14 protein-coding genes are annotated in these 18,466 nt (G+C 54.6%); 11 read left to right on the top strand and 3 right to left on the bottom strand.

Annotated elements, in window-relative coordinates:
• Positions 1-38 precede the first annotated feature (38 nt).
• Positions 39-326 (bottom strand): hypothetical protein, encoded by a 288-nt coding sequence (locus ACR0I8_RS08370; protein ID WP_170552044.1) that lies wholly within the window; start codon positions 324-326, stop codon positions 39-41.
• Between the two features lie 57 nt (positions 327-383).
• On the opposite strand from ACR0I8_RS08370, the gene ACR0I8_RS08375 reads away from it, so the two are divergent.
• The 6 genes from ACR0I8_RS08375 (at position 384) to aspT (ending at position 12,207) form a co-directional block, all read left to right on the top strand.
• Positions 384-3,764, top strand: coding sequence for a hypothetical protein (locus tag ACR0I8_RS08375; protein ID WP_170690839.1), 3,381 nt, complete (start codon positions 384-386; stop codon positions 3,762-3,764).
• A 232-nt stretch (positions 3,765-3,996) separates the two neighbouring features.
• Entirely contained in the window at positions 3,997-5,451 is a 1,455-nt protein-coding gene (xrtT, locus tag ACR0I8_RS08380) for an exosortase T (RefSeq protein WP_170690838.1), read from the top strand.
• Complete coding sequence (locus tag ACR0I8_RS08385) at positions 5,448-7,532, top strand: VIT and vWA domain-containing protein (protein ID WP_170690836.1); 2,085 nt, start codon at positions 5,448-5,450, stop codon at positions 7,530-7,532. The genes xrtT and ACR0I8_RS08385 overlap by 4 nt, the downstream gene beginning before the upstream one ends.
• A gap of 153 nt (positions 7,533-7,685) precedes the next feature.
• Positions 7,686-8,369 carry a response regulator transcription factor gene (locus tag ACR0I8_RS08390; RefSeq protein ID WP_170690834.1) on the top strand — a complete coding sequence of 228 codons (684 nt, stop codon included), beginning with the start codon at positions 7,686-7,688 and terminating at the stop codon, positions 8,367-8,369.
• A 764-nt stretch (positions 8,370-9,133) separates the two neighbouring features.
• Positions 9,134-9,919 (top strand): ATP-binding protein, encoded by a 786-nt coding sequence (locus ACR0I8_RS08395; protein WP_480703078.1) that lies wholly within the window; start codon positions 9,134-9,136, stop codon positions 9,917-9,919.
• 587 nt (positions 9,920-10,506) lie between these two features.
• On the top strand, positions 10,507-12,207 hold the full coding sequence (gene aspT / locus ACR0I8_RS08400) for an aspartate-alanine antiporter (protein ID WP_170690831.1): 1,701 nt from the start codon (positions 10,507-10,509) through the stop codon (positions 12,205-12,207).
• A 99-nt stretch (positions 12,208-12,306) separates the two neighbouring features.
• On the opposite strand, the gene ACR0I8_RS08405 is transcribed toward aspT, so the two are convergent.
• Together ACR0I8_RS08405 and ACR0I8_RS08410 are read right to left on the bottom strand one after the other, a co-directional pair.
• The gene (locus ACR0I8_RS08405) at positions 12,307-13,938 is read right to left on the bottom strand and encodes a bifunctional aspartate transaminase/aspartate 4-decarboxylase (protein WP_170690829.1); all 1,632 of its coding nucleotides are present in this window, start codon (positions 13,936-13,938) and stop codon (positions 12,307-12,309) included.
• Between the two features lie 521 nt (positions 13,939-14,459).
• A complete protein-coding gene (locus tag ACR0I8_RS08410; protein ID WP_480703015.1) occupies positions 14,460-15,086 on the bottom strand; it encodes a GntR family transcriptional regulator in 627 nt (208 codons plus the stop codon).
• Between ACR0I8_RS08410 and ACR0I8_RS08415 the strand changes: the two genes are divergently transcribed.
• From ACR0I8_RS08415 to ACR0I8_RS08435, 5 genes are all read left to right on the top strand, one after another.
• Positions 15,076-15,534, top strand: coding sequence for an amidase family protein (locus ACR0I8_RS08415; protein WP_170690826.1), 459 nt, complete (start codon positions 15,076-15,078; stop codon positions 15,532-15,534). The two genes, ACR0I8_RS08410 and ACR0I8_RS08415, sit on opposite strands and share 11 nt — an antisense overlap.
• Positions 15,535-15,536: 2 nt before the next feature.
• Positions 15,537-16,346: a PhzF family phenazine biosynthesis protein gene (locus tag ACR0I8_RS08420; RefSeq protein ID WP_170690824.1), complete on the top strand. Its 810-nt coding sequence runs from the start codon at positions 15,537-15,539 to the stop codon at positions 16,344-16,346.
• Between the two features lie 197 nt (positions 16,347-16,543).
• Entirely contained in the window at positions 16,544-16,864 is a 321-nt protein-coding gene (locus ACR0I8_RS08425; protein ID WP_170690822.1) for a hypothetical protein, read from the top strand.
• A gap of 49 nt (positions 16,865-16,913) precedes the next feature.
• On the top strand, positions 16,914-17,630 hold the full coding sequence (locus ACR0I8_RS08430) for a HupE/UreJ family protein (protein WP_170690821.1): 717 nt from the start codon (positions 16,914-16,916) through the stop codon (positions 17,628-17,630).
• A 13-nt stretch (positions 17,631-17,643) separates the two neighbouring features.
• Positions 17,644-18,255 carry a transmembrane anchor protein gene (locus tag ACR0I8_RS08435; protein ID WP_170690819.1) on the top strand — a complete coding sequence of 204 codons (612 nt, stop codon included), beginning with the start codon at positions 17,644-17,646 and terminating at the stop codon, positions 18,253-18,255.
• Positions 18,256-18,466 lie beyond the last annotated feature (211 nt).

Here is an 18,466-nt window from a genome sequence, read left to right on the forward strand (position 1 = left end):
TCACTCAGAAGGAAAACGGCCAACCTGTACACGGACTACTAGTCAAGATTCGCGCCGTTTTTGGCAACGCCTGGCACAAGCGAGATGACTGTAAGATCGACTTGGGGTGCGTATTGACGGCCGCTGATGGCCGGTTTGTGCTCACAGTAGATCCGTCGAAAATCCCCGATGATTGCAAATGCGAAGGCCCCATGGAATTTCGGATGAAGCTGCGCGATCGCGATGGAAGGCGCATTCACAAGGCCCGGCTCAAGGTGGAAGACTGTTCCTGCAGCGAAGGCATCAATTTCGACGTTGCCGTTCCGGCAGAAGAATTCATCGGCCACCTGAACCGCCCGTTAAGCTGGGTCGTGCCCGACAAGCCATTTTTACCGGACAGTATCTTGGATGACATAGAGGAAGCACTTGAGCTTGTGGATGCCGGGCGGCTGCAGCGAAAGCGCTTGGACCTCTCTGAGTGCGTTCGACCGACGCTTGCGATCTTCGGCAATGCGCTTGATGACGCATGGCATGTTCTGAACGGCAATATTGCTGCCAAGGGGCGATTTGTGGATGTGCTAAATGCCCTTTGCGCCACGTCGCCAACGGGTTGCGGCTGCAACGGCGCGTCCGGCGAGGATGCTGGCAGCGTGTTGCAGGACATTTTTGACGATGACTGCAACGACGACGACTGCAAACCGGTCAAATCCAAACACAAATCGGCCTGCTGTTCCGACCAAGTCTGTCCGACGGGAAAATCCCTGATCGCCGACGAAGACATAAGCCTGATGGTTTTCGCTGCCATGCATGTGTCCTGCGGTCACCGACCAACAATGGTCAAGTATGTCGGCGCGTTGTTAGAGCAACTATGTCGTTTCCAAGCGTTAACCGCGCTACACGAAGCAGCCGTCAACCTGATCTGCAAAAAACCTCATTCAAAGCGGCATTTTATTGATTTGTTAGAATACGTGCTGTGTATCTGCACTGGTAAAGCCCACTGCGGTCAGGTGCCTTGCTGCCACCTTTGTATACGTCAGCCCATTTTGGATTGCATCACAGATGCCTATCGGAACTGGTGCAGTATCGACTGCTACACCGTGACTGAGATCAACCCCGAGCGTGCTTGCCCTGGTGATACTGTCGCTATTTGCGGATGCGGCTTTGGCGATATTGCTGGGAAAGTGCAGTTCACCCAGCATGGAACGATGAATCCCGGCCCGATCATGGAGCCGACCTCGTGGTCGGACAAACGCATCTGCGTGGTCGTGCCCACCAGTGCGGGGTGCGGATTGACGATCATCCCGCCTGCTCAGACCATCAACGTCTGTGATCGTTTTCTGGACTACCGCATAAGCGGAAAGATGTTGGCTGAGTTCGAAGGCACAAGCGCTGATATCCTCAAGTTCATTGTCAAAGGGCATCAAAATGACGACTGTCTGTTGCCTGGCGAGGTCCTCAAAATTCGTTGGAAAGTCTGTGCCGCAGACACCGTGACAGTTCGCATCGTGAACACCGAAACCGGTGCCGTCATTGCACAGATTGCACCAGCCCCTGATCTGGGGCGTTGGGACTTTGATCAAACCGATTTCAATCAGACGACAAAGGTACGTGTCGAAATCGTCGCGACCGGGCAATGCAAACCAGCTACTGTCAGTCAGGGTCTGGACCTTGTCTTCCAGAACCCACCGGACCTGTCCATTGACGGGATAGAGGTAACGCAGGCGATCCAGTATTACCGTGCCGCCCAGCATCTGACGGATCCGGCTGATCGCGGCCCAGACAACTCGTTGCAACTGGTGGCCAATAAATCGGCCTGGGTGCGAACATATTTGCGCAGCGGGCAGGATCCGAGTTTCGACAACGGGCAGCTCGGCAATGTCGGCGGCACACTTCAAGTGGAACGCCGGGTTGGCGGAGTTTGGTCCTCGGTGGCCAATATCCCGCCGTTCAATGCCCCGATGACGGCCCAGGACAGTTTCTCCAGCTATGACGCAGAGCGCCGCGATATCGATGCGACTCTGAACTTCATCATCCCGGCAAATGTTATGACAGGGCTATTGCGTCTTTCGATCACCGTCTCTTCGCCGGATGATTGCTATGGCGGAAGTGACACCGCCCAACAACTCGTCGACGTCGACCTTGAGCAAGAGTTGCGCGTTGCAGCCGTCACGATCGGCTATCAAGGCCCGCCAATGGGTGGTGGAGCGAATATTACCTTGCCAGCACCCAACGCAGCGCAGGTGGCCGCGGACACCAGTTTTGCGCTTCGGGTCTTCCCTGTGGGCAGTACACCCAACGTGCGGATCATCGACAGTCAGACCACAACGCAGGGGCTGACAAACAATATGTTCCCGGCAGGCGGATGCGATCCCAACTGGACACCAATCCTGAATTTCGTGGCCAATGCGCGCACGAATGACGGCAATCAGGGCGACTGGCTTTACTATGGTCTGGTGAATGCGGCGATCCCGCGTTCGCATGGCAATACAGGATGTGCCAGCGGCGGCAACGGTGCTGGCCTGTCCAACAATCCGGTCACGCTCGCGCATGAATTGGGCCATCAGGCGGGCCTGCCGCATGCCCCATGCGGTGCGGTTGGCACACCGAATGCAAACTATCCGCTGTACGAACCCTACGATACCGGTATGACAACAACCAATTCCAGCGGCAATACAGTCTATTCGGATGCGAGCATCGGCGAATACGGTCTCGACACAAATGACGGAACCATACACCGACCGGCCAACAGCGAGGATCTGATGGGCTATTGCGGCCCGCGTTGGGTTTCGATCTTTACGCATAACTACATGCTGAACCGCGCCGAATTTGACCCGGTTGCACTGGCAACAGGCGTGTCTGGCGACAATGCGACAGGGGCAGGTGACATGGAAGTCGACCGGCAAGACCAGATACGTCCATTCGTGACGATTGTCGGGGCGGTTGACAAAGACATGCAAGCATCGGTCGCAAGCCTCGTGCGGGTTCCAACGCGACCCCTGAGGATGTCTGGCGCGCGCACTGATCTTGTCATCCAATTGCTCGGTGACAACGACGAGGTGATCTCATCTGCGCCCGTCTTCACTATGGATACGCACGACGCCAATGGTGATGGCTGCGGTTGCGGCGGGGGCGGCAAGAAGGATCCGGCTGAACCGCCCTACAACTTCATTGCGGCAATGGGTGATGTCGACCTCGGAACTGCAATTCGAATTTGCGAGGGCGATACGACCCTATGGGAACGCAAACGCCCGGCGCGGCCCATTCAACTAGCATCGGCCGAAGCCAGTATTGGCAAATCTGGTCTAAAGGTTTCCTGGAAAATGAATGGAGCCAAACGAGGCTATGCCCCTGATATTTGGCTGCAATGGTCCGCTGATGGCGAACGCTGGAACGGCCTGACGGTTGGCGTGACGGGCAACTCTGTTGAGATCGACCCAGCCGTCATCCCAGCCGACAAAGTCCGGATCAGGGTTCTGGCGCATGACGGCTATTCCACCGCGACGGCCGATACCAAGCCAGTTAAGCTACCTGCGGTCTCGCCCGAGCTTGCCATCATTCATCCCTTGGAGGGTCAGGTGGTGCGCGCAGACAGACCGCTACACCTCTGGGGCACATTCACAGGGCGAACAACAGTAAAACCTGTTGAATGGTATCTGGACGGTAAAAAGGTCGCGAAAGATCTGGATGCTTGGGTCGACGCATTCAAACCGGGTGAGCATGTTGCAGAACTGCGCGCAAAAGGTGCGAACCCAGTAGCCGTCAAATTTTCTACAAGTGCCCGCTAGTTGACCACCTTTGATGCGCTGCAGAACACAGTGTTCCAATGATCACATCCATTGCTGACGCCTGAAGTCCGGCGCGCTTTAGAAGTGATTGCAGAGCCTACATGGCATAAGGCAATACGCGCAGTGTGCTGAGGACTGAGAAAAGCGACAAAGACCTCACTTGAGAGTGTCTCATCAAAATCTGCACATCTTGGGCAGGGGAAATGCGCATTCGCCGGTCACATCTGGCGGTATGAAACGTTTGACCGCAGATAACTTGGCTTGGTGCACCTTCGCAACCGCCTCCGCAATTCTTGCAGCGCAGCCTTTGCAATGGCTTGCACAAAGCTGGCTTAGTCCGGCTTACGGGTCGCACGGATATATCTATGTTCTGCTGATTTTTGGTTTGGCCGGCATGAGCGTTCTGAGCGGCCGTCCAAATGAAGTGGGCTCTCAGATACCTACGATTGCCTTATTGTTGCTGGCCGCTTTGATCCGATTTCTAGGACAGGTTTTGGCGGTCAATATCCTCAGTGCTTTCGCGCTTGCATTGGATGTTTTCGCGCTGGTTTCGGTAATGCAGCTGCATCGTCGCCCCTTCGCGCTTTCGCCATTCTGGATGGCCACTCTGTTTTTGTTTTCTTTACCAGCCGAGATGGTCTTGCAGCGCACGCTTGGCTTCCCGTTGCAGATGGTTTCGGCGGAGTTGTCCTGTCACATGCTTGGCTCTTTGTTTTCAGGTGTCGTTTGCGACGGGGTGCGCATCACTTTGGAACAGAAAGACATTCTGGTGGACTTGCCATGCTCGGGCGCGTCAGGGCTTTTGTTGTCGCTGGCTTTTGTGGTCACTCAGAACGCGATCATGCGTCCTAAACTGTATGTTGGTGGCCTCAGCGTTTTGACCGTGATCGGATGCGCCGCCTTGGGCAATAGCCTGCGCATTTCACTTCTGGCAATTGGGATTACACATGGTCTGGATGTGATGGCCGAACCTTGGCACAGCCTGATCGGCTTGGTAACGCTTGCTCTGACGGTTGCGCCCTTTGCGCTGTTTTATCGGCCCCGCAATGCGGTTGCATGTGTAGGTCGCCCAAAATCCAGCCGGATCATCCTGCCGAAATCCATCAAAGCTTTTGGCGGGCTTGCTTGTCTAGTCGGCAGCATTGCCATCGTGTCCCTCAAGGCCAATCCAGTGGATGTTTCGGGCAGAGTGGCAACCCCGAACCTTCCCACACAAATTCACGGGCATCTTATGCGAAGCGTGCCTCTGACTGCGATGGAGTCACACTACTTCGAAGCCTATGGCGGACAGGCGCAGAAGGCTCAGTTTGGTCCGATGGGGCTGAATGTGGTCAGCACGCGCGCACCGCTGCGGCACCTGCATGCACCGGAGATCTGCCTGCGGGGTCTGGGTTACAAGGTTCACTTTCTTGGCACACACTATGACAGCGTTCCGAGTGCCTACTATCGCGCGATCGGCCCAAATGGGCACGAATGGCTCGTCGCAGTCAGCTACGTCTCACAAAACGGGCAGGTCACACCCAGTGTGGGTGAGGCGATCTGGCGCTGGCTGAACGGCTCCGGCGGTACCTGGAGCAGCGTGCAAAGGATTACCCCATGGAGTCTGGACAGCGAGCTTCGCGCCCAACTCGACGCTGCCACGATTGCAGCTCTGGACATTCAAGCCATCAAAGGAACGGATATATGATACGCCACTTTGCTTTTCTCTTTTTACTGTTTCCCGGGACCGTCGACGCCCAGCCCGAAGATGAAGTTGCGGGCCGATTGGTCGGTAGTGGCGCGGCGGGTCATTTGGATCTTCCGCTGCTGAAATCGGACCTTTCCGTTGATATTCAGGGCGATATGGCAACCGTTCAGGTGCAGCAGGTGTTCGTTAATCCGTCGGATGATCCGATGTCGGCCGAGTATCTGTTTCCACTGAACCAAAAGGCCGCCGTCTATGCCATGCAGATGCGGGTTGGCGACGAAGTGATTGAGGCTGAGGTTCAGAAAAAGCACGAGGCCGAACAAACCTTTGAAACCGCAAAGCAAGAGGGAAAGGCCGCAGCCCTTTTGACCCAGAATCGCCCCAACATGTTCACTCAGAACGTGGCCAACCTGATGCCGGGGCAGCCGATCACGGTGACGCTGAGCTATGTGCAGGCGGTTCCAAAGATCGATGATGCCTATGAGTTAGTGCTGCCACTGGTTGTCGGGCCGCGCTATCAGGGCAGGATGGACTTTGAACCGACGTCCGAGAATGTCGTGCTGGCGGACTTCCACGAAGAAGAGCTGGACGCCTCCGCCGTGACTGAGATCGATGGCTGGACGGTTTCCAAGCTACCCGAGTACCCGCTGGTTCCAAGCCTGACGAACCCAGATACGATTGAACCCGCACGCGTTTCGCTGGACCTGAACCTGCGTGGCGCTGTCCCCGTTTCCAATCTGACAAGCGCAACTCATGATCTGCAGCTTGAGGAGTCCGATGGAGCAATCAGTGCCACCTTCAAGGACGGACGCGTGATCGACAACCGTGATCTTGTTCTGCGCTACGAACTTGGCGGTGATCAAACAGCGGCCGGAGTGCTGGCGCATCATGATGAGCGCGGCGGTTTTGTGTCGCTACTAATCGAACCCCCAAAGGTTCCGCAATTGGATCAAATCACGGCGCGAGAGCTGGTTTTTGTGCTCGATACCTCGGGATCAATGGGCGGCGCACCGCTGGATGCCAGCAAGCGTTTTATGGAGGCTGCGTTGCACGGTTTGCGTCCCGAGGACTATTTTCGCGTGATCAGGTTTTCTTCTGGCGCGTCCGAATTCGCATCCCAAGCCGTTCCCGCCACACACGGCAACATCCGGTCTGGTTTGCGCTACGTGCGCGACCTCCGCGCTGGAGGTGGAACCGAAATCGATAACGCAATCCGGCACGCCTTTGCGACGCGGCAACCTGAGAATACACTGCGCATCGTCGTCTTTCTCAGCGATGGCTATATCGGGCGTGAAGCGGATGTATTGCGCACAATCCGGCGCCAGATCGGTGATGCTCGGATCTATGCCTTTGGTGTTGGCACTGCTGTCAATCGCTACCTTTTGGATGGGATGGCCAAAGAAGGTCGCGGCTATGCCCGATATGTCGACCCAACTCAGCGCGCGTCAGATGTTGCTGAAACGCTCGCCCAAGACCTGAAATCGCCGGTACTGACGGACATATCCGTCGATTGGGGCAGGCTGAATGTCACCGACGTAGTTCCCCAGCATATCCCTGACCTTTTCGACGGTGGCTCAATCCGGGTTATGGCTCGATACGAAGGTGGCGGGCCTACGGACATCAAGATCAATGGCTTGGTTCAGGGTCGAGACGCGCAAATGCCATTGTCTCCTAACCTGCCATCGAGGCCCACCGCTGAAGATGAAATGCGCCAAGGAACGGCAATCCCATTGACCTGGGCGCGGACGAAAATTGCGGATTTGGACCGCGCGCTGGCGGTTCAGACCGGCAACCCCAGAAAGCTTGAGGCACAGATCACCGATCTTGGGTTGAAGTTCAATCTTCAGACGCAGTTCACCTCATTTGTGGCTGTGTCTAAACAGGTTGTGAATGAAGGCGAGGTACCGGCAAGAGTCACTCCGGTGGTCCTGCCTCAGGTGGCGGGCGTCGGCGCTGCAGCCTATCCCAAAACCGCGTTCAGCGGATCATCCACTCCCGAGCCTCAAGCGATTTTTGGGCTGATCATCCTGGCGGCTTTGGGTGCACTGCGTCTGACCCGAGTTCGGAGGATCACGGCATGAGGCACATACCATACAAATTGCGAACAGATGCCTGGTGGTTGGGGGACGATTTCAAATGGAGCGCACCACGTGTTCAAGCCCCACTTGACCCGGCCAATGGCAGTGTGATCTCTGATCGTGACTTGGGTGAAACTTCGACGGCGGACAGATACCGTGAACAACATTCTAATCGTAGATGATGATGCCCGTATCCGCGATGTCGTACGTTTTGCACTGGAAGATTCCGGTTTTCAAACCACCGAAGCGGGCACTGGTCAGGATGCATTAGAGCTGTTCAGAAAAACCCCGACTGACTTGGTTGTTCTGGATATCGGAATGCCCGAAATGGACGGGTTGGAAACGTGCAAGGAGCTGCGTAAAACTTCAACCGTACCTATCTTGTTTCTGACGGCACGGGATGATGAGATCGACCGCATTCTTGGGTTTCAACTTGGTGGCGATGACTATGTCACTAAGCCTTTCAGCCCGCGCGAGTTGGTACTTCGGATCAAAGCCATTCTCGCGCGCTCGGCAGCCACAAAGGCGCCCGATGGTGTGACGGTTTTTCAGGATCTACGGCTGGATCACAGCGCCCATCGTTGCACCCTAGCGGAAACCGAAATTCAGCTGACCGGGATCGAGTTCTCGGTGCTATCTATCCTCGCCAAGGCACCAAGCAGGGTCTTCGGGCGGTCGCAGCTCATCGAAATGGTCTATGGTCACAACACCTACCTGTCCGGTCGCACAGTTGACAGCCATATTCGCAATATCCGTCAAAAGGCACGGGCGTCGGGCTATCCAGACCTGATCCAGACCGTGCACGGGGTTGGTGTAAAATTGGGCGTTTGTCGGTGCTGACCGTCAAGAAAAAATGGCGGCCTTCGCTCGCACTGGTGATTGCGTTGGTCTGCATCGCATTGGTGACGCTTCCAATCATAAGCGTCCTGGGCGCTCGCTTATCCAGCAACCAGTTCGCGCGTGAAACGGAACGCAGCCTGCTGTCTCAGGCGGTTATCTTTGCCGAGGTGTATGCTGCGGTTTTCTCAGAGTTCCAACATACGCCCGATGTTGGCCACAGCTTGTCCGCCGAACAGATCACGCGGCTTGAGCAGGACTTTCATCCCATAGCACCCAGTTTGGACCTGCTTCGCGGTAAGGTTTCACCGCCCAGACCTGATCCGGTTTCAATAGATGAACCTTTGGCTGCGCCATACGCGGCGATGTCTCAAACGTTGTCCCAGTTGGCCATGTCTGCAAAGAAGACGACTCTGTCGGGATATGTTTTCACTGATCATTCTGGTCGGGTCATTGCCAGCAGTGGATCCGTCACCGGGTCCTTTCTGCATGTCCCGGAAGTGTCTCAAGCTCTGCAGGGGGAAACCATTTCTGTGTTGCGGCATCGGGACAATCCGTCTGAGAGGCATCTTCTGAATTCGATCAGCAGGGATACGTCATACCGCGTGTTCGTTGCACATCCCGTTGTGTTGGGCAATCGGGTTATTGGCTCCGTTTACCTGTCGCGCACGCCCATGGATCTGAGGAAGTTTCTGTTTCAGGAACGGTTCACACTGGGTTCTGTTGCCGTGTTCATGCTGGTGTCTGCGGTCGGGGTCGGTTGGATGATGTGGCGACTGGTCTCGAAGCCAATCCGCGACCTCAGCAGTCAAAGCCGAGATGTCGCAAACGGGTCGAAGCCAACGCCTGACCCGGTGCCACACTATGGGGTGAGGGAATTGGCAGATTTGGGCAACAACGTCGTTTCTATGGCCGCAACCTTGTCAGAACGTTCCACAGCGATTGAAACTTACACGAGCCATGTCACACATGAGTTGAAATCGCCGGTCACCGCAATTCTTGGTGCGGCCGAGCTGTTGTCTGAAGGACCATCTGCTCTACCCGGTGACCGAAATCAGAAACTGGTTCACAACATAAAGGAGGAAGGTCTGCGCATGAACGCTCTGCTGGTGCGTCTTCGCGAACTGGCCCGGGCCAGCATTCAAACTGACGCGACCCCAACGCCATTGGCGGATATTGTCCAAGCCGCATCAGCCGAGTTTTCAGAGCACGTCATTGAGTGTCACGCGCCTTCCGACACGCGCCTACCATTGTCCAAAGATCAGGGGCACATTGTTCTGCATCATCTTTTGCAAAATGCATTCCAGCACGGGGCAACACGTGTCGACATTACATTTGATGCAGCTTCAAACAGCTTGATTGTCGCTGACGACGGCACGGGAATTTCCCCGCGCAACAGCACGCGCATCAGCGAGCCCTTCTTCACGACAAGACGGGATCAAGGTGGTACTGGCTTGGGCTTGTCCATTGTTTCCGCTGTATTGAAACAAGCAAATGCAGTGATCGAGACGATGACCCGAGAACACGGCGCCAGTTTTCGGATCAGGTTTTGAGCCTCATATGAGAGTACTTTTGGCGGGCAACCTTTGGTCGGTGCCGGCTTTCACAACTTGTTGCACGCTCCATTTTTGCAGATCGGAAGACAGCGTTTCACCCAGACTGAAATTTCTGCACCAGTAGCTGAAGAAATCGCGCTAACTCCTGTCAAACTGCGTAACCTTTGGCTCTGTCGCACAAATCGGGAAGAAGAGGCCAAAGACTTAACTGCGCTCACGACGACGCTGTTCTGTACACAGTAGCCAGAGGTTCAATGTTATCGCTTCATTCCTGCAGGATAGGTCGGAAAAACAACCTCCACTCGCTGCAGTTTAGGTGAATATCTGAAAATGGTCGAAGAGAGCATAGGAATCCATCGAAATGGCAAAAGCTCTTTCCCAAAAGGCAAAGAGGGAATGGCGTGATCTACGTTTCGAAAATAGTTTTTTAGATTTCAAGTTCACCCGAATATTTCAAGAAACTGTTCCGAATGGCTTCATAAAGTCCGCACGACGTCGGGTGTCTAAATTTTTTTGTTTTCAATACAGTAGGGCGCTGTATCTTTAGGAGAAATGACCAGCGTTTGAACCCTGGAGATTAAATAATGGAATTGATTACAGAACAGCTTCGCGCCTTCCCGATCATGGCATTGTTTCTTTGTCTGGGTCTTGGATACGGCGTCGGAAAGTTTCGGGTCGGCAAGTTCGAATTGGGGGGCATTGCGGGCACGTTGTTGGTGGCAGTCTTCATTGGCCAGATCGGTGGTATCAACCTTAGCACCGATGTTCAGAATGTATTCTTTTCCCTCTTCATATTCATGGTCGGCTACAACGGCGGGCCTCAGTTTTTTGCAGCCTTGAACCGAACTGCGCTGACCAAGCTACTGGCCGCGTTTATGATGACCCTCTGGGGGTTGTTTTTTGTAGTCGTTGTTGCTCGGTTGGCGGGCTTGGACAAAGGGCTGGCCGCGGGGTTGGCCGCTGGCGGCCTGACACAATCTGCAATCATTGGCACCGCTGGAAACGCCATCGATCTGCTTGGGCTTGCCGCTGATGAGGCGGAAAAACTGAAAACCAACATCGCCGTAGGATACTCGGTTACTTACATCTTCGGCTCAATCGGCCCGATATTGGCAGTTAGCATCATTCCCATCATCATGCGTGTCGATCTGCGGCAAGAAGCGATTAAGTTGGCTCAGAAACTCGGCGGCGGTGGCCCTAAACTAGAGGAAGGAGAATTCCTTCCCATGAACCGGTTTGACGCCCGGGCCTATCAGGTAAATGGCGATGCAAGCATTGCCGGAAAGTCCGTCAAGGACATCGAAAGCGGCTATGATGGCGATCTGATCGTAGAACGATTGCTCCACGATGGCGCTCCTGTGGATCCGACCCCCGAAACGATAGTCAATGCCGGAGACACGGTGGTCGTCTCCGGCCTCGTCGCGACTTTGACCCAGTTCGAGGGGAGCGCCAGTGGTGAAATCGGAGAGTATCCCCCTGAACTGACGGTTGTGGAGGAACGTCGCAACGTCGTGGTCACCAACCGCAAACTGACCGGTAAAACCTTGGCAGAACTGCGCGAAGCTCTGACGGCAGATCAAAGGCGCGGTGTTCATATCTCAAAGATCACTCGCATGGGCCATGATGTCCCCGTCCTGCACAATACTGAGATCCACGCAGGTGACGAGATCAGTATTGTCGGTCACAAGGACGACTTGAACCGAGTTGCCAAGGTTGCGGGCTATGTGCCGCCTTCGGCCTCGGTAACCAATTTCATTGCATTGGGGATCGGTGTGGCCATCGGCTATCTGATCGGAGAGATCAGTTTTGTCATCGCAGGAACGAAGGTGGCTTTGGGGTCCGGCCTCGGTTGCCTGGTTACAGGTTTGATCATTGGCTATTTGCGCATCCGGCAACCCAAGATCGGCGGTATTAACCGTGGGGCCGCGAATTTCCTTCAGAGCTTTGGTTTAGCTGTGTTTGTTGGCGTCGTTGGCCTAAATGCAGGCAAACCTGCACTAGAGGCAATTCAGGAATATGGGATCATACTTCTGCTTTTGGGTGTTGTGGTTACATTGATGCCCATGATCGTGCAGTTCCCGATCAACTACTTCGCCCTGCGTATTAAGAACCCGGTTGAGGCCTGCGCGGTTGTGACCGGATCACGCTCGGGCAATCCCGGTTTTGCGACACTCTTGGAAAAAGCCGGGAACTCGACACCCACACCGGCCTTCACAATGACCTACGCCGTGGCCAATATCTTCCTGACACTCTGGGGACCGTTGGTTGTGGCTTTTGTTCCGTAAGTCAGACCGTACAACAACCAGGGTCTTGGCTTAGAAGGGTGAGATCAGCATGTTTACCGATCATCATGCTGATCCGTTGCTTTGCGCTGTTGCGAGATTTCAACCGTGCAAAGGAAGTCCTTTCGAGGCACGGTAGGCCTGCACGTAGCCTGTGGCCACCGCGCGCACCGCTCTTCCGATCTGACGGTAAGCATTATCATCCAAATTGGCGAAGGATACCCGCGCCGACCAGTTAGGCGCGTCAAAGCCCGATCCATTCAGCAACACGATCCCGTGGTCCTGAGCCAGTTTGAAGGATATATCCAGCGGGTGGACATTCTCTTTGATCCACTCGACAACCTCTTCGCCGACGTATTTGCGAAGCCAGAATTCGAAGTCGATAATACCGTAGTATTTGTCGAAAAGCGGGTTGTCGGGAACTTCGATGCCCATCCCGTCGACCAACTCGTCAAAGCGATGTTTCAGAATACCCCAGCAGAGTTTCTGATAGGCCTTCTCTTCGTCCATAAGCTCGACGAGTGAAAACAAGGTCATCATCACCTGTTGTGGCAGCGACAGACCCGCAGTGTGGTTCAGCGCAACATCGCGGCTGTCGGCGACGATCCGGTCGATGAATTTGAACGAGGATGGATCAGGCGTCAGTGTTTCGTACCGTGCGTTGACGACGGCTTTGGTTTCGTCCGGAGCATCCGCGATCATCTTGTCGAAGATGTTATTCTCAGCCACCAAAATCGCGCCTAGACGCCAGCCGGTGCAACCAAAATACTTGGAGTAGGAATAAACCCCGATAGTGTTCTCAGGCAGATGCCCCAGGATAGATTGAAAGTTTGGAACGAAGGTCCCGTACACGTCGTCAGTCAAAATGATCAGGTCCGGGCGGCGGGTCTTTACGAACTCGACAAGCCGAGCAGAGACTTCGGGGCTGATAGCGACTGAAGACGGATTACCCGGGTTAACCAGAAAGAGTGCTTTGACTTTCGGGTCGGACAGAATTTCGAAATCTTCGTCGTTCAGTTGGAAGTGGTCCTCTTCTTTCGAAGATACATCCACAGTGTTCAGCCCATAATCTTCAAGGACCGGCATCTCCAGATAGGGTGTGAAAATCGGTGTACCCAACGCAATCGTGTCACCGGCATTCAGCAATCTCTGGTTCTTGAGCGCTTTGAAGATATAACACATCGCTGCGGTTCCACCCTCGACCGCGTAGATATCGAACTTCGCATCCGGCCGGTGCCCAGCGCACATCGCCCACATAACGTATTCATGCACAATCGCTTCGTTGTGCTCCATGCAACGGTCGGGCATAGGGTAATGGTCACCGACAATGCCATCGGTCAACTCAAGCACGAAATCGTCTGGCGTAAATCCAAATTTCTCAATCGCAAAATCAACGACTGCCACCAAAGTATCCGCACCGGGAGGGCCGTTTCCTTCAATCGACTTGGCGCAGTACGTTTTGAGCCGATCATAGCAGCCTGGCCCTTGCGGCATGCCAGCCAGACCGACCTCCGGCTCATTCCGATGGCGCTGAGCTTCTGTCATGGCGAACTGCCCCAAAAGGAAAAATGCCTCACGCGCTTTGGTGGCGATCCAGTTTGGGTTCCCTCGACCGGCATTTAGATATGGCAAAGCCATCTGCCGCGCCTCTTTTTGCGCCAACTTGATAAGTTCGTCTTTGATTTGGAAAGGACTTAGGTTTTCAAATTTATGCAGATTGAGCGATTCTGGCATGACTTCAAATCCTTGCGTTAAAACAGATGACGTAGCTCAGCGGATCGCATGCAAGGCAATGTGTCAATGAAAACAACGCTAGTTGTAGGGGTCAGTGCGCAACCGAGGATTGGGTGTCGTCATTAGAAGCTTTGGCTGCAACCTTTTTTGCAAGGTAGTCAGAGTGATAGAAATTGCGCTGAGGCTCTGAGCTGACATGCCGCGAGAAGTTGCAATGGCCGAATAGGGGACGTCACAATCATTCTGCGTGCGTATGATAAACGCCGCTTTCTGAGGGTCTGTCGAGAAGCGTAGGGCAGCGTGCAACTCTACTGAAAGTCGCTTCACAAAACACCCGGGCTGTGAAGTTCTTGTTTACGTTGGTGCCCAAGGTTTAATTCTAGGCGAACAGAAGCGTTTGCTCCTAATGGTTCAGAATCTAACCAGAATGCGGTTGTGCCAATGGGAAAGGCGAGTTGATCTGCCGAAACCTATTTTTCTGAAATTCTAAGAAAACCTTCTACGGCCATTGAGCAATTGGCTCAAAACTCACCTTCTTCTTGCCGTTTCAAAAGATGTGTCTCAATCAGTTGAAAAGCATATCCGATGTAGACTCTCTGCAGAAATCCGACGGCGGCGATGTCTTCACGCTCTAGTGCGTTGGCCAAATCAGAGGTCTCTCGCACCAATGAGTCGTAGGCAACTACGCCAACAATCTGTTCCATGCGATGCCAGACGCTGGACGACTGGAAATATGCCTGGTTCCAGAATTCGCGCAGAGAGTGGTTTCCGATCAGAGATGTGATCAGGGTCTGTAGGCGTTGGTTCAGTTTTACGTATTCCTGAGAGTCCAGCCGCTCGCGCAGCGCGACGGCTTTTTCATGGATCGAACGCGCTTCTTCGCGGTGGTATTTTGTGACAGTGATCGGCGACAAGGCCCCGATCATCTGGGCAAGCTCCATCCTCATTTCGTAAAGATGGCGGACCCGTTCTGCTGAAAGCTCGATGACAACGGTGCCGACACCATTGCGCGTCTCTACCAACCCAAGATGCCCGATGCGCGCGATGGCATCTCTGACGGGGGTTCTGCTGACTCCGAATTCCTTGGCAAGCGCAGCCTCTTTCAGTTGAGTGCCCGGAGGGTAGTGCGCGAAGCAGATGCGCTCCAAGATTTGTTCTTGGATCTCGTCTACGGTTGCCTTTGAGGGCACCGCAATTCCTGAATCTGCGATAGTCACGGTTCTCCTGGCGGAACACTACATCCGGGCCAAGCGCTTCGTAGAACTCTATCGGCAAGAGACCAACGCGTTGTTTGAAGAGGTCGACCTGATCCTGACGCCAGCGACGCCGGAAATTGCGCAAAAGCTGGGAACCGTGAAGACAACCCGTGACGGTGTGGAAGAAGCAGTTGGCAATGCCATCACGCGCTTTACCACCTTCTTCAACATGTCTGGCCATCCTGCGCTGACGATGCCCTGTGCAATGCACTCGGAAGGATTGCCGATTGGGTTGCAGCTGATTGGCAGGTATTTCGAAGAAAGCACGGTTCTTCGTGCCGCCTTTGCCATTGAAAACGACGGGGCGTTCACAATCCCGCGCCCGAATGTTGACGGCTAGGGATGAAACTTCGAACCTTTATCGTCGATGCCTTTTCAGACCGCACGCTCAGCGGAAACCCTGCTGGCGTTTGCCCACTGGATCAATGGCTGCCTGTACAGGTCATGCAATCCATCGCGAGTGAACTGAACCAATCTGAAACGGTGTTTTTTGTTCCGCGAGCAAATGCGCGCAACCGCGCGGAGCATGCCGAATTCGACATACGTTGGTTCACCCCTACGCGCGAGGTGGATATGATCGGGCACGCGACCCTTGCGGCCGCTCAGATCGTATTCTCCAATCTCGAGGTCGGGTTGGAGGCGGTCACCTTCCATTCCAAATCCGCCCGGATGACCGTTCGACCTGGGGAAAACGGATTGCGTCTGGATATGCCCGCACTTGTGCCAGAGGTGGTCGATGTCCCCATGGGGCTGATCGAAGCACTTGGGAAGAAGCCCTCGGCTTTGTTGGCCGCAAAGCACTATCTGGCTGTTTTTGAGAGCGAAAATGATATTCTGAGCTGTGCTCCGGATTTTGCTGCTCTGGCAAAACTACCATTGCCCGCAGTGATCATATCGGCGCAAGGGACAGGGGAATTTGATTTCGTTTCACGGTTCTTTGCCCCGGCAAATGGTGTGCCAGAAGATTCCGTATCAGGCGTTTCACACTGCTGTTTGACGCCATACTGGTCTCGGAGACTGAAGAAAAAACACTTGTTGGCTCGTCAGCTTTCTGCGCGAGGCGGAGTCCTTGCTTGTGAAGCGGATGGCAACCGCGTCATCCTTGAAGGAACTGCTGTTACTTCGTTGGAAGGTTTCTTGGTTGTTCAATAGAGCTACTGCCAACCGACCCTAGGCGCCAAAGAGACCGCAGAGGCTCTTAGGCACGTTTCTGCCGCGTTGTACGTGCTGGATGGCTTGCGAGCATTTGTGGTTTTATCATATAAGTCGGGATAACCCCTGGGGGGGATATAGAAAGCCGCTGAGGCGCTGAAGACGTGAGAGCAGTTCAAAGATATACGCAGAATGCGATGGCAGCTTTCCTCTGCCTGTCTTTGATATTTTGGTCGCTTCAGCCAAACGTGGGCCATGCCCCGACAGTGATTGAAACCGTGCAGGAGCATTTGCTGATCATTGCAGAGCACGGGCATACTCATGGCTTTGAAGAAGATTTGTTGTGGGCGATGCACGGGCACAGTCATGATGGTGCAGATCACGACCACAGCCAAATGGTCATACCGGAACCGGAAAATGCGCTGTCACTGGCCTCGCTCTCAGATGACAGGGCGTTCGACCGAGTGCCGGACGGCCCAACCAAGAACTACGGTATAGACCGACCTCCGCGCGTGTGACGTCGCCCCAATCGGGGTTTTCGACATCACATAACAACGGAGAACATCCATGAATCTAATCTCACGGGGTCTGGACAGGCGCGCGACGCTCCTGCTGGCCCTCATTATAACCAATCTGGCGCTGAGCACGTCTCAGGTGCTGGCTCATAACGTCACTGAAGGCGATGCGGGCTATATCCAGGAAATCTGGGGCGTGAACATCATCCCCTTCATGTATCTTGGCGCCAAACACATGGTCACAGGCTACGATCACATCCTATTCCTGCTTGGCGTTGTGTTCTTTCTCTACCGAGCCAAAGATGTCGGCATCTATGTCAGCCTCTTTGCGATCGGTCACTCGACAACAATGCTGTTGGGCGTTTGGTTCGGCTGGGGCGTAAACGCATATATCGTCGACGCCATTATCGGCCTTTCGGTTGTCTACAAGGCGCTCGACAATCTTGGTGCGTTCCAGCGCTGGTTGGGGTTTCAGCCGAATACCAAAGTCGCGACGCTGATCTTTGGCCTGTTCCACGGCATGGGTCTGGCGACCAAAATCCTCGACTATGATATCGCTCCGGAAGGGCTTCTTGCCAATCTGTTGGCGTTCAACGTGGGTGTGGAACTTGGCCAGCTTACAGCCCTTGCGATCATCCTTATCGTCATGGGGTTCTGGCGCAAAAGCCCTTACTTCTTCCAGCAAGCTTACAGCGTAAACGTCATCATGATGACCCTCGGGTTCATTCTGATGGGCTATCAGATCACCGGCTATTTTGTTGCCGCGTAACGGAGTTCAGAAAATGTTCAACACAGAAAGACCAAGTCTTGAAGAACTGCCAAGCTCGGCTCAGCTTATCCGCTCGACCGTCATTGCAGGTGCGTCTGCCGTCGCGATCCTTGTCACGGTGGTTCTGCCGGCCGAATACGGGATCGACCCGACTGGCGTTGGCCGCGTGCTCGGGCTGCAAGAGATGGGCGAGATTAAATCGCAACTTGCAGACGAAGCCGAAGCAGACCGCAAACTCGAAAGCCAGGATCAGTCGAGCCTGCTGAACGACGTCTTTGGCCTGTTTGTCGGGTCCGCTCATGCGCAGGAGGCCGAGGTCTGGCAGGACGAAACCAGCTTTATACTGACGCCCGGAGAGTCGGCTGAATGGAAGCTGGTCATGGAAGAAGGCGCAACGGCTGAGTACCGTATGGTCGTTACAGGCGGTCGGGTGAATTTCGACCTACATGGTCACGGTGGCGGTCAGTCGATCACCTATGAGAAAGGCCGCGGGTCGACCGGTGCCGAGGGCACGATTGAAGCGGCCTTTGCCGGTGAACATGGCTGGTTCTGGCGCAACCGCGACTCTGGTGACGTATCAGTGATGGTTCAAGTCCGCGGGGACTACAGCGAGATCGTCGATTAAATGAAGTGCCCGCCGCGCAGGTTTTCTGCGCGGCGGATCATTTAGGCGAAGGGAGGTTTCGGGCCTGTAGTGCCGCATTATGTCAGCACACTGTCCTCGCCCGTCTTGGGTCAGGAGGCGACTGCCAATAGCGGTGCAGTCCTCGGGCGCAGCCGAGGGAAAGTTGTCGTCTAACACGGTTGTCCAATCCGCAGCGGCAATACCTCGGCAG

The organism is Ruegeria sp. BG9 (assembly GCF_056538305.1).